We start from the raw sequence: 14,102 nt of genomic DNA on the forward strand, positions 1-14,102 counted from the left end.
TGGGCTCAGTGAGAGTCGACGGTCGGGGAAAGGTGAGGCACCGACGGTTCGGTGTCGACGACCGGCAGGGCGCCGCTGCGGACCGCTTCGGTGATCGACTCTGCGAGCGCAGCGCACGCCAGGAACAACCCGCCGCCGTAGCGATTCAATTGCGATGCCTGCCAACGTTCCTGGCACTGCCCCGACGCCTCTGCCGTCCACTGCACACTCGTCTGATTCCAGCTGCTCTTGCGGGCCTCGACGCACGCGCCGCACCGCCGGCACACCACCGGCACCATCGGCGCGTCGGCCAGCCGGATGTCGGGACGGGCGGTCATCCGGCCGACGCCGACGTCGCGGCCGAGCGCGCGGCTATGTTGGCCTCCACTTCCTTCATCCACGCCTCGTTGGGCCGGGTGGTGTCGAGTTCGAATTCGAACCGGTCCACCATGTCGGGTGTCACGTCGGCGGCGTCGACGTAGAACTGCTCGTACCAGCGCCGCAACTGATAGACCGGGCCGTCCTCCTCCACCAGGAGCGGATTGTCGATACGCGTCTTGTTGCGCCAGATCTCGACGTCCTGCTCGAAGCCCATCTTGACGAAGTCACCCAGTGCGACGGCGGTTTGCACTGCCAGGTCGTCGGGCATGAACGCGTTCTTCTCCACTACGATGCCGTATTGCAGGACGAAGGAATTCGCGTCGATCGGGTAGTGGCAGTTGATCAGGACGGTGCGCTGATCGAACTCCGGGTAGTGGTAGGTCAGGTCGTCGATCATGAACGAGGGGCCGTGGTAGGACGCCAACGACGTGGTGCCCAGGATCCTCGAACCCTCGGGGTCACCGAGGTCCGGGCGGCCGCCGCTCTTCATGTACTGGGTGGCGACGTGGCCTTCGAAGATGTTCTTGAAGTGGGTGGGCAACGAGCCGTGGATGTAGAAGAAGTGCGCCATGTCCACGACGTTGTCGATGACCTCACGGCAATTGGTGTGCACCACGGTGCTGTACCAGTGCCAATCGGTCCAGGCATCGCTGGTCGCACCCTCGATGCGCGGGATGGTGACGTCTGCAGGCGGCGCCTTGCGCTCGGGGTCGTTCCACACGAACAGCATCCCGTCCTGCTGCAGCGTGGGCCAGGACGCCGTGCGGGCCAATCGCGGGGTGCGCTTGCTGTAGGGCACCGACTTGCAGCGCCCGTCGCCGCCCCAGCGCCAGTCGTGGAACGGGCACGCGATCTCGTTGCCCTTGACGGCCCCCTGCGAGAGGTCGCCACCCATGTGCCGGCAGTATCCGTCGAGAACGTTGATGGCGCCGTCCTCGCCCGCGAAGACCACCAGCTTCTGCCCGAAGGCATTGATCTGGTGTGGTCGGCCGTCGGCGAAGTCGCGGGTCAACCCCAAGCAGTGCCATCCCCGCGCGAACCTCGTCGGGGCCGAGCCGGCCTCGATGAGCCGGATGTCGTCGGCGTCAGCGTGCGTCGTCATCGTGTGCCGTCCTTCGATCGTGTGGGCTGCTGACGTCCATCCAACTGCCCGACGGCGCCGATGACAGGTCGGCGTTCCGCTCACCAGGACACCGGAACTCGCGTCGGCGCAACCGCGCCTATCGTCGCCTCCGTGACCGCCCCCCGCCACCAGACCATCCCGGCCGGCTTGACCATCTCCGACACCGAGGTCGACCTGTTGGTCGTCGGGTCGGGCACCGGTCTGGCCGCGGCCCTCGCGGCTCGCGAGCAAGGACTTTCGGTGCTCGTCGTCGAGAAGTCCGCCGTCGTCGGCGGCTCCACGGCGCGCTCGGGTGGGGCGCTGTGGCTCCCGGCCAGTCGCGTGATCGCCGAAGGCGGCGGCGTCGACCCGTCGGCCCGCGCCGAGACCTATCTGCATGCAGTGGTCGGCGATTCCGCGCCGGCCTCGCGCTCGACGGCGTACCTGGAGCAGCTGCCCGCGACCGTCGACATGCTGCGCCGCACCACGCCGATGAAGTTGTTCTGGGCCAAGGAGTACTCGGACTACCACCCCGAGGCGGCGGGCGGATCGGCGGCCGGACGCACCTGCGAATGCCGGCCGTTGGACACGGCCGTGTTGGGACAGTACCGCTCGGCTCTGCGGCCCGGAATCATGGAGGTGAGCATCCCCATGCCCACCACCGGCGCCGACTACCGGTGGCTGAACCTCATGAGCCGCGTTCCCCGCAAGGGCATTCCGACCATCGCCAAGCGGCTCGCACAGGGCGTCGGCGGACTGCTCCTGGGTCGGCGTTACGCCGCGGGGGGCCAGGCACTGGCCGCGGGATTGTTCGCCGGCGCCATCCGCGCGGGCATCCCCATCTGGCTCGACACGACGCTGACGTCGCTGACCACCGATGACGGTCGGGTCACCGGCGCCAAGGTCGAACACCGCGGCGCCGGCTACACCATCACCGCGCGGCGCGGCGTCGTGCTCGCCGCCGGCGGCTTCGACCACGACATGGCCATGCGGCACGAGTTCCAATCAGAAAGCCTGGGTGAGCATTTGAGTCTGGGAGCGGAGACCAACACCGGTGACGCCATCCGCATCGGGCAGGACGTCGGTGCGGGAATCGACTCGATGGACCAGTCGTGGTGGTTCCCCGCGGTCGCACCGCTGCCGGACGCCGCGCCGGCGGTCCTACTGGCCGAACGGTCCCTGCCAGGATCGTTCATCGTCGACCAGCACGGTCGGCGGTTCGCCAACGAATCGTCGGACTACATGAGCTTCGGGCAACGAATCCTGGCACTGGAGAACGCCGGAACACCGGTCGAGACGATGTGGATGGTCTTCGATCAGCAGTACCGCAACAGCTACGTGTTCGCCGCCGAACTGTTCCCGCGGATGCCCATACCGCAGCGCTGGTACGACGCGGGGATCGCCGTTCGCTCCGACGACTTCGGGGACTTGGCCGCCAAGATGGGCGTACCCGTCGACGATCTCTGCGCGACCGTAGCCCGGTTCAACGAGAATGCCTCCGCTGGGCAGGATCTCGACTTCCAGCGTGGCCGCAGCGCCTACGATCGGTACTACGGCGACCCCACCGTCACCCCCAATCCGAATCTGCGTCCGTTGATGAAGGGCCCGTTCTACGCAGTGAAGATGGTGCTCAGCGACTTGGGAACCTGTGGCGGTCTACGAGCCGACGACCACGCCCGGGTGCTACGCGAGGACGGCACGGTCATCGATGGGCTCTACGCCATCGGGAACACCGCGGCCAACGCCTTCGGGCACACCTATCCCGGTGCCGGCGCGACCATCGCCCAGGGGCTGGTGTACGGCTACATCGCCGCACTGGACGCCGCACGTCGACGGCTCGCCCCGGTCTGAGACGTGGGGGGCGTGGCCGCGTCCGACTGGCCTAGTCGGCGTCCTCGGCTTCGACCCGCTTCTCGATCTCGTACCAGGACGTCGGCTCCGGCCACGGAATCTTGGCGCCCTCACCAACTTTCGGGAACTTCGCTTCCGCCTCGTCGAGGTCCTTGATGAGCTTGAGGGTCAGCTCCCGCTCGGAGGTGTAGTAGTGGTCCGCCCAATCCAGCGCGATCTTGGCGTAGGCCCACGTGGGTTCGGCGGCGGCCCACCGTGCCTCCGTGGCGGCGTCGCGCTGCATCTGATCGACGTAGGCGACGTGTTCCTGGAGCAGTTCCTTGAGCGCAGTGGGATCGCTGAGGTGGCCCAGCGCGATCCGCAGGACCGCAGGATGCTTCAACGACGGCGGTTCCAGCGGCGCTTCCCGCGCCCACCGGGTGGCTGCGTCCAGGCCGCTCTGGGTGATCTTGTACAGCCGGCGAGCGCGAGTGCCGTTGTTCTCGACCCTCGACGTCAGGAGGCCCAGCTTCTCGAGCTTCTTCAGCTCCGAGTAGATCTGGCTGTAGGCCGGGCTGCCGTAGAAGAACCGCATGCTCCAGTCGGTCCACTTGCGGATGTCATACCCGGACAGTTCGTGCTCGTAGGACAGCAACCCCAACAGGGCCCAGCTGGTCGCGGCCAGCTGCGGCTTGCCCGTTGATGCGGAGTCCGTCACGCAGCCAAGGGTAACAACCCAGGTCACCGCACCTTGCACGATCAACCCGCTGGATGGGACGGGCCGTTGCACGTGCGTGCCGGAAGTCGCGATCCTGAGGCACACGACCTACCGAAAGGGACGGCATGACGATGGGTTTCGACGACCACGCCGCCGCAGCCAGGGCCACGCCCACGCGACCGGAAGCCAAGGACATGCGGGCGGTTCTCGGGCACTTCTGCACAGGCGTTGCCGTGATCACCGGGCACGACGGCGTCAACCCGGTGGGTTTCACGTGCCAATCGGTGACCTCGGTGTCCCTCGACCCGCCGTACGTGTCGTTCTGCCCGGCCCTGTCCTCCACGAGCTGGCCGATGATCCGCGACACGGGCCGGATGTGCATCAACGTCCTGGCCGACGATCAGGAAGCCGTCTGCGCACGGTTCGCCCGCCGATCCGACGACAAGTTCGCCAGCGTCGAGTGGAGTCCCGCAGGCAATGGGGCCCCTCGCATCCACGGGGCGCTGGCCACCATCGAGGCCGACCTGGAGTTCGAGCACGGTGCCGGTGATCACACCATCGTCATCGCCCACGTCACGGCGCTGCAGGCGCACGACGGCAAGCCGCTGCTGTTCTACCGCGGCGACTATGGGCGCTTCGCCGACCGACCGGGTGATCCAGTGGCGGCGACGTGACCGCAGCCGGCGACCACGTCCCGGAATCGCTCTACGCCGAGTTCACCGATTCGGTGCGCCGGCTGGTCGACGTGACCATCCGCAGCCAGGCCGGGCCCGACGTCTTCGCCGCAGCGCGAGCCCGGATCGACGCGGTGACCGACGAGTTGAGCCGCGACGTGATCGCCGGCTCCTTCGGCATCCGGCCGGCACCCGACGGCACCTCCCGCGCCTGGGGCAACGTCGTGATGGGACTGCGCAACCCCGTGGCCCCACCGCTGATCGTCCACCACGACGCCGACGGCCGCGTCTGGGCCGACGTGACGCTGGGCGCGGCGTACGAGGGCCCGGCGGGCCACGTGCACGGCGGCATCTGCGCCCTGCTGCTCGACCACGTCCTGGGCGCCACCGCGCACCAGCCGGGACGACCGGCGGTCACCGGGACCCTCACCGTCCGTTACGAAGCGGGCACCCCGCTCGGCCCGCTGCACGCCGAGGCGCGCGTCGACCGCGTGGAGGGATCCAAGACCTTCGCCGTGGGACACCTCGGCACCGCGGCCGGCGTGACCGTTCGCGCGCACGGGGTGTTCTTCCATCCCGACCCAGAGCGCCCGCTGAACGATCAATCGACTCGTCACCACGTCGGAAAGGGCCCATCCCGTGCCTCCTAGCCTCGTCGCACCGCGGCTGTCGGACCAACGGACGTTGACGGCCAAGCAAGCCGCACGTCGCAGGCGCATCGTCGCCGCGGCCACCCGCCTGGCCGCGCGCGGCTACAATCATTGCCACATGCGCGCGGTCGCGGCGGCCGCAGGCGTCGCCGCGAGCACCGTCTATCTGCACTTTCCCTCCAAGGACGACCTCTTGCTGGCGTGTCTGCGCCAATGGCTGTGCGACGTCGAGATGGCGCCCTCGCCACACGGAATCGACCGCGCTCCCCACGCAGGTCTTTTGGCCGTGGCGGCACGACTCATGGGTGCACTCGCCCAGGTCCCGAGGCTCTCCGACGCCATGGTCCGGCCCTACCTGTACGCGTGCGGCGGGGCGGCCGAAGGAGCCGACGCGGTGCGCGGCCAGGTGATCCGGATGTTCCTGGACGGGATGGGCGTGGATCACGCCGAGACGTACCGTCCGCTCGCGGAACTGTTCACCGACGTCTGCATGACGAACGTCCCCGCGATCGCGCAGCGACGGACATCGGTCGACCAGCTGATGCTGCGCCTCGCCCGCGCGACGGCCGTCATCGCCGACGTCGACACCCACCGCCTCCCGGCGACCAACACCGGTCGGCCCACGCCGTTGTCGTGAGCCGTCCGGACGCCGTTGCACGCCAGGCCAACTCGCGGATCGCGCGTACCCGTCGCCCGTCAGCGTCGGGAACGTCATAGGTCATCGCCGGCGCCCAGTCCGTTCGCCGTGGGTGCGACCTCGTCGAGCGCGGCGAGTTGTTCTGGGCTGAAGTGGATCTCGCCGGCAGCCACGTTCTGCTCCAGGTGCGCCACCGACGTCGTTCCGGCGATCAGGAGGACGTTGGGAGACCTCGCCAGCAGCCACGCCAGTCCGATCTGCGCGCCGGTCACCCCCAGTTCGCGCGCGATTCGTCGAACCACGGTGTCGTCGGCGACCTTGGGGACGCCGGGCAACGCCGACCCGAGCGGGAAGTACGGAACCCAGGCGATGCCTCGCTCGGCGCAGAAGGCCAGTTCGTCGTCGTGGACGCGATCGAGCACGTTGTAGACGTTCTGCACACACACGATACCGGCGGGAAGCGCACGCCTCACCGTCGCCAGGTTCACGTTGCTGATCCCGATGGCACCGATCTTGCCCTCGTCGCGCAGCGCGATCATCTCGGCGAGTTGGTCGTCGATGGCGACGACCTGGTCGCCCTCGGCGATCAGTCCGGGTCCCATGTCTGCGCGGCGCAGGTTGACCACGGGGATCCGTTCCAGACCGAGGCCGTTCAGGTCCAGTTCGACGGCGGCGCGCAGATCGGCCGGGCGCTGCGCCAGCGACAGCCGCTCGGCTCCGGTCGAGGATCGCGCTCCGACCTTGCTGACGATCACCAGAGCTGCAAGGGGTTGCCAGCGACCTCGATGCTGCGCCCGGTCGATGGCGCGCCAACATCGTCGGCGCGTAGATCCGTGTCGGTCCCCGCTCCAGGCCGACTGGTGGCGCCTTCTTGTTCACCACGAGTCAAACCATCGCCGGGTTCGCCACGTGTCCATACCGTCCCAGCGTGACCTCCCCTGCCTTCACCCGGCGCCGCGCGCTGCAACTCCTCGGCCTGGCGGGCCTCGGCGCTGCCGTCGCACCCGGCCTGGCCGCCTGCGGCTCCAGCGGCAGTACCTCCGCGCTGCCTTCGACGGCGCCGACGAGCGGACGTTTCGAGGGCGTGACGCTGAAGCTGCTCGTCAACCAGCCCCATGTGACGTCCTTCCGCGACGTCCTCGCACCGAAGTGGGAGGAAGCCACCGGCGGGACGCTCGAGGTGACGGCGAGCCCGTACGACCAGCTCACCAGCAAGCAGATCCTCGACGTGCAAAGCGGCACGAACGAATTCGACGTCTTCGACTACTTCTACTTCGGCCTCGGCGACCTGGTCGACGCCGGCGCGCTCACCGACCTCACCGAGTGGATCGGCGCCAACGACAAGGCAATCGGTACGTCGGGCTATCTGAAGTCGATCTACGATCCCTACACCCTGCTCGACGGCAAGCGTTACGGGCTGCCCTACGACGGCGACGTCCACATCCTGTTCTACAACGCCGAACTGCTCGACACGTATCGGCTCACCCCACCGAGGACCTGGGACGACTACGACGAGATCGCCGCCAAGATCACCACCGACGCCAAGGGCAGCGCCTACGGCGCGATCGTCTCCGGCCAGCAGGTCCCGATGATTCTCGGCTGCTCGTACGTCAATCGGCTCACCGGCTACGGCGGCAACCTCGTCGATGCCGACGGCAAGCCGCAACTCACCTCCGACGCCTCCAAGGCCGCGCTGCAGCACCTCGTGAAGGTCAACCCCGTCGCCCTGCCCACCCCGTTGCAGGTCGGCTTCGACCAAGCAAACACCGCCTTCCTCACCGGGCAAGGCGCCCTCCTCGACACCTGGACCGACATGGCCCTGCGTGCCGAGGACCCCACCGCCTCCAAGATCGCCGGCAAGTGGGGTGCGGTATCGCTGCCCGTCGGCGGCACGAACACCACGCCGCGCACCGCACTCGACGCCGGGTTCGGCCTCGGGATCTCACCGGGTACCAAGAATCAGGACGCCGCCGCGGCGTTCATCGCCTGGGCCACCGCCGCCCCACAGAACCTCCTCGTCTCGTCCACCGCCGGCGCCGGCATCGACCCCGCGCGCGGTGAGGTGCTCGAGTCGCCCGGCTACGCCAAGGTCGTCACCAAGGCCATCGAGCCGATTCGGGATGGCCTCAACGGTGACCCCCTGGTCTGGCCGAAAGCGGCCGGGTCACCCAAGCTCTTGCAAGACCTCGTCGATCAGCTCGCGCTCGCCATAGACGGCACCCAAACCGTCGATCAGTCGCTCGAGAACGCCCAGAACGCCTGGAACAAAGCCCTCACGTGATCCGCCGCGTCCCGCTGTGGCTGGCAGGTCCGGCCATCGCCGGGCTGGCGCTGTTCCTCGTCTACCCGACGGCGTACCTGCTCGCGCTCGCCCTCACGAAGTCCTCACTGGCCCAACCACTGTCCCGCTTCACCGGTTTCGACAACGTCGCGACGGCATTCGCCTCTCCGGCCTTCACCCCGTCGCTGTGGAAGTCGACGCTGTTCGCCGTCATCGTTGCCGTGCTCACCACCCTGCTCGGACTGGCACTGGCACTCCTACTGCGCCGTCGTGGCGGTGGGTTCGGGGTTCTCGGAGCGCTGTTCCTGCTGCCGTTGGTCACCGCGCCGGTCCTCGTGGGCATCGCCTGGAAGCTGCTGCTCTCCCCCGTCGGCGGCGGACTGGCCGGACTGTTCGACACCGTTGGACTGCAGGGGTTCAACCCGCTGGGCTCCGGAATCGGCGCCTTCACGGTGCTGCTGCTCATCCACGTCTGGCAGTGGACGCCGTTCGCCGCCCTGATCGCCTTCGCCGCGCTCGGCGTCGTCCGGCAGGAACTGCTGGAGTCGGCCCGGATCGACGGCGCCAACCCATGGCGGACGTTCACCACCGTCACCTGGCCCGCCATCGCGCCAACGATGTGGGCGGTCGCCGTCCTCGAACTCGTCATCGGTTACAAGGTGTTCGACTCGATCGTCGTGATCACCGCCGGCGGACCGGGCTTCTCCACGGCATTGTCTCCCTACGTCGTCTATCAGACCGGTCTGCGGGGCAGCTTCGACATGGGTACCGCCGCCGCGCAGACGCTGGTGTTCGCGTTCGTCGTCGGTACCGTCGCCACCGTCGTCACCGCCCTGCGGGCGCGAGCGGTGAAGGCCGACACGTGAGGACCCGCGTCGTGCTCGGCTTCGCCGCGGTGCTCGCACTCATTCCGATTGGCTATCTGCTGTCGCTGGCGCTGCGCCCCCAGGACGACGTGCTCAACGCGAGCTTGTTCCCGACGGAGTTGACGTTGTCGAACTTCGTCAAGGTCTTCGACACCATCGAGTTGTCGACGATGTTGCAGAACTCCTGGGTCTCGGCAGTCGGCGCGGCCGTTCTCGCCGTGGTGATCGCCGCGCCCGCAGCGTATTTCACGGCCCGGCACGTCAGGGGTGAGCGACTGCTGACCGTGCTGCTGGCCAGCTACTGCGCCCCGCCGATCGTTGCGGTGATTCCCCTGTTCTTCCTGTTGCGCTACGTCGGGCTGACCAACGACGTCGGCGGGCTGATCGTCGTCAACGGCATCGCGAACGTGCCGGTGGCGGCATGGCTGCTCGACGGCTTCGTCCGCCGCATCCCGATCGAGATCGACGAGGCCGCCGTCATCGACGGCCTCTCCGTCGCCGCGACGTTCCGCAAGGTGGTGCTGCCGCTGCTGTGGCCGGGCATCGTCGCTGCCCTGCTCGTCGTGTTCTTCCTGTCCTACAACGACTTCCTGTTCGCCGTCTACCTCGCCGTGACGAAGGAGAGCCAGACCTTGACCGTCGGCCTGTCCCTGTTCCAGGGTGACCGCAACGTCCAATTCGGCCAACAGGCCGCCGCGGGACTGCTGGGTGTCGCACCGGTCTACGTGCTCGCGCTCGCCGCGCAGCGCTACCTCGTCGGCGGTCTCACCACCGGAGCGACGAAGTGAGCGCCGTCGAGCTGGCAGGCATCACGAAGCGCTACGGCGCCAACGCGGTCGTCGACGACCTCACTCTGAGCCTGCCCGAAGGCTCACTGACGGTGCTCGTCGGCCCGTCGGGGTGCGGTAAGTCGACGACGCTGAGGATCGTCGCGGGGCTGGAGCAGGCTGACGCCGGCACCGTGTCCATCGGCGGCAAGGACGTCAGCAGGTCCTCACCGCGGGAACGGGACGTCGCGATGGTGTTTCAGAACTACGCCCTGTACCCACATCTCACCGTCGTGCGAAACATCGCGTTCCCGCTGCTGAACTCCGGCGTGGCCAAGTCCGACGCCGTGACACGTGCTCGGGAGGCGGCGGAACGGGTCGGCATCACCGCGCTACTGGACCGCAAACCGAGGCAGCTGTCGGGCGGTCAACAGCAGCGGGTCGCGATCGCGCGAGCGCTGGTACGGACACCGTCGGTATTCCTGTTCGACGAGCCGCTGTCGAACCTCGACGCGAAGTTGCGAGTCGAACTCCGTTCGGAAATCCGCCGTTTGCAACAGGACTCGGGTATCACCGCGCTGTACGTCACGCACGACCAGGAGGAGGCGATGACGATCGCCGATCAGCTCGTCGTCCTGAACTCCGGCCGCGTGGCCCAGATCGGAACGCCCGAGGAACTGTACCGGCGTCCGGCCAACACCTTCGTGGCCGGGTTCATCGGCTCGCCGAGTGCGAACCTCCTCACCGGCACGCTGCGCAACGGTGTGTTCACGGCGGACGGGGTGCGGTTCGCCCTCGCGGGCTCGCACGGTGACGTGACACTCGGCGTGCGACCGGAGGACCTGATCGTCACACCGCTCGACACCGGCGACGGCGTCGTCGAACTGGTCGAGCTGCTCGGTCCGCGATACGCGCTGATCGTCGGGGTCGGCGGACACCGATTGACCGCGGTGGTCGAAGCCGCGACGGTCGCGGGATGGGGCAGGACGCCGGCTCCGGGCGACACCGTGGCCATCGACATCCGGCACGACCATGCGCACCTGTTCGACGGTTCCGGGACGCGGATCGCGTGATCACCCGGGGGCGCGTCGCCCGCTACGACCGATTCTCGCGTCGACGAGCAGCGCACGACGGAGATCGCGTTCCCGCGTCCCCTCCGCGATCTGCGCGAGGACGGGTGAGAAGTGGTCGCGTGCGCGCCGCAGACGATTCTCGGGCAGGGTTTCGGTCACGATGACGGATCGAACCGCGAGCAGCCGGGTCGTACCCGGCTTCGACTCTCACAGAAAAGAACTCGGGCCTCGTCGACGCGCTGCTCCTAGAGTGGCGCGATGCCACGTACCCCTTGGACGAATACGCAGACAGACGACGCGCATTGGGATGCCGCGGCCAACGAACTGGGCCGCAGGCTCGCCGTCGACGCCCTCCAGCGTGATCGCGCCAACGTCCAACCCGAGGAGGAACTCAAACTCCTCAAGGAATCCGGCCTACCCAACCTGCTCATTCCGACCGAGTTCGGCGGCCACGGCGGTCACTGGTCGACGGGTCTGCGCGCCGTCCGCATCCTCGCCCGCCATGACGCGTCGATCGCCCAGCTCCTCGGCTACCACTACGCCAACGTCGCGAGCATCGTCTTCTTCGGCGACGCGTCGCGATGGGAGCACTGGTTCACGGCCTCGGCGCGCGGGGACTGGCTGTGGGGTGATGCGGTGAACCCCGTCGACCCGGACCTGGTCCTCACGCCCGACGGCGACGGTTACCGGCTCAACGGCCGCAAGCGCTTCGCCACCGGCGCATCGACTGGCGACGTCACGCTGGTGATGGCGAGCGACGGTACCCGGGTGCTGGCGCACGTGGTCGACCACGGTCGCGACGGCGTCGAGTTCACCGGCGACTGGGATGCGCTGGGCCAACGGCTGTCGGCAAGCGGCAGCGTCGAGTATCACGACGTTCGCGTCGAACCTGGCGACGTCCTCGGCGAGGTCGGCGAGGAGCCGTACTCGACGCTCGTCACACCCGCCGTACAACTCGGCTTCGCGAATCTCTATCTCGGCATCGCCGAGGGTGCGTTGCAGCGGGCGCGGGACCTGACGCTGAACCGCCGCGGCGCCTGGCTGCTCAGCAGCGCCGAACACTACTCGCGAGACCCCTTCGTGCAGCGTGCCTTCGGCGAACTGTTGGCCCGCACTGCGGCGGTGGAGGCGCTCGCCGACAAGTGGGGGCCGCTGTTCGACGCCGTCATCGCCCGCGGTGCCGACGTCACCGCAGAAGACCGTGCCGAGGTCGAGATCGGCATCGCGAAGCTGAAGATCGTCGCCTCCGAGACCGGGCTCGAAGTCGCCCAGCGCGTGTTCGAGGTCACCGGCGCCAGTTCGGCGCGCAGTGAGGTCGGGCTCGACATCTACTGGCGCAACGTCCGCACCCACTCGCTGCACGACCCCGTCGACTACAAGAAGTTAGAAGTCGGCGCGAACTACCTGACCGGTGACGTGCAGCCGATCACGCTCTATACCTAGCGGTCTCGACGACAGCCCCTGGCATCCGAGCCGGCGTAGGCGCCTCCCAGCTCGGCGATGGCGCCCAGCCTGCTTCACACCGATGGTTGACGTGGCCCCCAGGGAGGGCCACCATGACTCCCGTGCGCTATGTCGTTACCGGCGGTACCGGGTTCATTGGTCGCCGGGTGATCACGCGGCTGCTCGCCACGCCCGACGCCGAGGTGTGGGTGCTGGTGCGCCGGGGGTCGCTCGGCCGGTTCGAGCAGCTGGCCGTCGACTGGGGTCCGCGGGTCCGGCCGCTGGTCGGTGACCTGACCGCCCCGGACCTGGGGCTGTCCGAGGGCGACGTCGACGGCACCCGCGCGGTGGCCGAGTTCGCCACGCGGCGGGACGCCACGCTGCACCACGTCTCCTCGATCGCGGTCGCCGGCGACTACGACGGCATCTACACCGAAGACGACTTCGACGTCGGCCAGGACCTGCCCACGCCCTACCACCAGACCAAGTTCGAGGCCGAGCGCGTGGTGCGCTCCACCCCCGGGTTGCGGTACCGCGTCTACCGGCCCGCCGTCGTCGTCGGCGACTCCCGGACCGGCGAGATGGACAAGATCGACGGGCCCTACTACTTCTTTCCCGTGCTCGCCCGCCCCGGTGCCACCTCCCCACGCGCGCGCATCATTCCCATCACTCCAGACGGTCAAGATCGTCGAGCCTGCAGCGGTCGCAGGAGGAGCCCGTGCTGGGCAACCGAGGCGACCGGGCGTCGATCCGCGTCGAAGATCGTGCCGCGGGCGAAACCGCTGTGCGCACCGCTGTATGGTGAATCCTGCACGTAGAGGAGCCATTGCGGCGCACGCACGTCCGCGTGGAACCACAGGGCGTGGTCGACGCTGGTAACCGGCCATTCCGTGGGATCACCCAGCTCGCCCCGGGCCTTGGCGATCACCGGCAGCAGCGATCGATCCGAGGCGAACGCGAGGATCGCCCGATGCGCGTTCTGGTCGGCGGTCCCGGGATCATCGGCACGAAACCAGAAACACCGCGCTCCGGTTGATTCCGCCGACAGGACATGGTCGTCGACGTAGCGGATGTCCAAGGGGCGCGACGCGGTGCGCCAGTCCGCCCGGGTCGGAAGTTTGATTCCGTCCGCGGGCAGACCCAGTCTGCGGCGCTCGTCAAGGGACGGAAGACCGTCGGGATCGGGAACACGTGGAGCTGGTACATGCACCGCCTGGTCCTCGTCGACGGCGGGCGTCGCGAAGATCAGTTGGACCGTGGCCAATTCCCGGCCGTCCTGGGTGACGCTCACCGCGCGTACCGACAGCGATCGTCCGTCGCGAACCGCGATCACCCGGTAACGCAAACCGCGACCCGCGACGCCGGTCCTCAGGAAGTAGGCGTGCAGCGAGCACACGGCACGGTGGTCGCCCACCGTTGCCGCGGCCGACAGGACGGCCTGCCCGACCAGGTGGCCGCCAAAGACGCGCTGGTCGAATCCGTCGATGGGGCGGCCCTCGAAGCACGCTCCGTCCCCGTCAACCGGCAGCACACTCAGACGTGCGATCAGCGGTGACCGATTGATCTGCCCAACACACGAGCTGTCATCCCCCTCACGCGCCCTTTCACTCCGTCTACCTCGAACTCCCATAGACAGCACTCTATAGAGTATGTAGGGTTGACGACAGCGGCAGCGTCGACGTGATCCAGCCATCACCCCGC

Annotated in this window: 13 protein-coding genes and 2 pseudogenes; 10 read left to right on the forward strand and 5 right to left on the reverse strand. The window is 68.2% G+C overall.

The features are described 5' to 3' along the window. Positions 1 to 5 precede the first annotated feature (5 nt). Together AC30CM_RS15505 and AC30CM_RS15510 are read right to left on the reverse strand one after the other, a co-directional pair. Positions 6 to 317 carry a ferredoxin gene (locus AC30CM_RS15505; protein ID WP_490117784.1) on the reverse strand — a complete coding sequence of 104 codons (312 nt, stop codon included), beginning with the start codon at positions 315 to 317 and terminating at the stop codon, positions 6 to 8. Then, the gene (locus AC30CM_RS15510; protein WP_490117785.1) at positions 314 to 1,462 is read right to left on the reverse strand and encodes a 3-ketosteroid-9-alpha-monooxygenase, oxygenase component; all 1,149 of its coding nucleotides are present in this window, start codon (positions 1,460 to 1,462) and stop codon (positions 314 to 316) included. The genes AC30CM_RS15505 and AC30CM_RS15510 overlap by 4 nt, the downstream gene beginning before the upstream one ends. A gap of 132 nt (positions 1,463 to 1,594) precedes the next feature. Between AC30CM_RS15510 and AC30CM_RS15515 the strand changes: the two genes are divergently transcribed. Then, positions 1,595 to 3,313: a 3-ketosteroid-delta-1-dehydrogenase gene (locus tag AC30CM_RS15515; RefSeq protein ID WP_490117786.1), complete on the forward strand. Its 1,719-nt coding sequence runs from the start codon at positions 1,595 to 1,597 to the stop codon at positions 3,311 to 3,313. 31 nt (positions 3,314 to 3,344) lie between these two features. On the opposite strand, the gene AC30CM_RS15520 is transcribed toward AC30CM_RS15515, so the two are convergent. Next, positions 3,345 to 4,010: a helix-turn-helix transcriptional regulator gene (locus tag AC30CM_RS15520; RefSeq protein WP_490117787.1), complete on the reverse strand. Its 666-nt coding sequence runs from the start codon at positions 4,008 to 4,010 to the stop codon at positions 3,345 to 3,347. A 125-nt stretch (positions 4,011 to 4,135) separates the two neighbouring features. Between AC30CM_RS15520 and AC30CM_RS15525 the strand changes: the two genes are divergently transcribed. The 3 genes from AC30CM_RS15525 to AC30CM_RS15535 are packed head-to-tail and all read left to right on the forward strand — an operon-like array spanning position 4,136 to position 5,971. Further along, complete coding sequence (locus AC30CM_RS15525; protein ID WP_490117788.1) at positions 4,136 to 4,684, forward strand: flavin reductase family protein; 549 nt, start codon at positions 4,136 to 4,138, stop codon at positions 4,682 to 4,684. Further along, the gene (locus AC30CM_RS15530; RefSeq protein WP_490117789.1) at positions 4,681 to 5,334 is read left to right on the forward strand and encodes a PaaI family thioesterase; all 654 of its coding nucleotides are present in this window, start codon (positions 4,681 to 4,683) and stop codon (positions 5,332 to 5,334) included. The genes AC30CM_RS15525 and AC30CM_RS15530 overlap by 4 nt, the downstream gene beginning before the upstream one ends. Beyond that, positions 5,324 to 5,971 carry a TetR/AcrR family transcriptional regulator gene (locus tag AC30CM_RS15535; protein WP_490117790.1) on the forward strand — a complete coding sequence of 216 codons (648 nt, stop codon included), beginning with the start codon at positions 5,324 to 5,326 and terminating at the stop codon, positions 5,969 to 5,971. The genes AC30CM_RS15530 and AC30CM_RS15535 overlap by 11 nt, the downstream gene beginning before the upstream one ends. Before the next feature lie 74 nt (positions 5,972 to 6,045). Here AC30CM_RS15535 and AC30CM_RS15540 read toward each other — a convergent pair. Further along, positions 6,046 to 6,729: pseudogene (locus tag AC30CM_RS15540) on the reverse strand (aldo/keto reductase); the annotation flags it as partial. Positions 6,730 to 6,899: 170 nt separating this feature from the next. Between AC30CM_RS15540 and AC30CM_RS15545 the strand changes: the two are divergent. The 6 genes and pseudogenes from AC30CM_RS15545 to AC30CM_RS15570 form a co-directional block, all read left to right on the forward strand. After that, a complete protein-coding gene (locus tag AC30CM_RS15545) occupies positions 6,900 to 8,252 on the forward strand; it encodes an ABC transporter substrate-binding protein (protein ID WP_490117791.1) in 1,353 nt (450 codons plus the stop codon). Then, positions 8,249 to 9,118 (forward strand): carbohydrate ABC transporter permease, encoded by an 870-nt coding sequence (locus tag AC30CM_RS15550; RefSeq protein ID WP_490117792.1) that lies wholly within the window; start codon positions 8,249 to 8,251, stop codon positions 9,116 to 9,118. Before AC30CM_RS15545 ends, AC30CM_RS15550 begins: the two co-directional genes overlap by 4 nt. Further along, positions 9,115 to 9,906 carry a carbohydrate ABC transporter permease gene (locus tag AC30CM_RS15555; protein ID WP_490117793.1) on the forward strand — a complete coding sequence of 264 codons (792 nt, stop codon included), beginning with the start codon at positions 9,115 to 9,117 and terminating at the stop codon, positions 9,904 to 9,906. The genes AC30CM_RS15550 and AC30CM_RS15555 overlap by 4 nt, the downstream gene beginning before the upstream one ends. Beyond that, on the forward strand, positions 9,903 to 10,958 hold the full coding sequence (locus AC30CM_RS15560; protein WP_490117794.1) for an ABC transporter ATP-binding protein: 1,056 nt from the start codon (positions 9,903 to 9,905) through the stop codon (positions 10,956 to 10,958). Before AC30CM_RS15555 ends, AC30CM_RS15560 begins: the two co-directional genes overlap by 4 nt. A gap of 258 nt (positions 10,959 to 11,216) precedes the next feature. After that, positions 11,217 to 12,401 carry an acyl-CoA dehydrogenase family protein gene (locus AC30CM_RS15565; protein ID WP_490117795.1) on the forward strand — a complete coding sequence of 395 codons (1,185 nt, stop codon included), beginning with the start codon at positions 11,217 to 11,219 and terminating at the stop codon, positions 12,399 to 12,401. A gap of 122 nt (positions 12,402 to 12,523) precedes the next feature. Then, positions 12,524 to 13,030, forward strand: a pseudogene (locus AC30CM_RS15570) (SDR family oxidoreductase); the annotation flags it as partial. Positions 13,031 to 13,080: 50 nt separating this feature from the next. Here AC30CM_RS15570 and AC30CM_RS15575 read toward each other — a convergent pair. Beyond that, on the reverse strand, positions 13,081 to 14,031 hold the full coding sequence (locus AC30CM_RS15575) for an acyl-CoA thioesterase (RefSeq protein ID WP_490117819.1): 951 nt from the start codon (positions 14,029 to 14,031) through the stop codon (positions 13,081 to 13,083). Positions 14,032 to 14,102: the final 71 nt, after the last annotated feature.

This window comes from Mycobacterium sp. DHQP2018-32-09, from assembly GCF_058148405.1.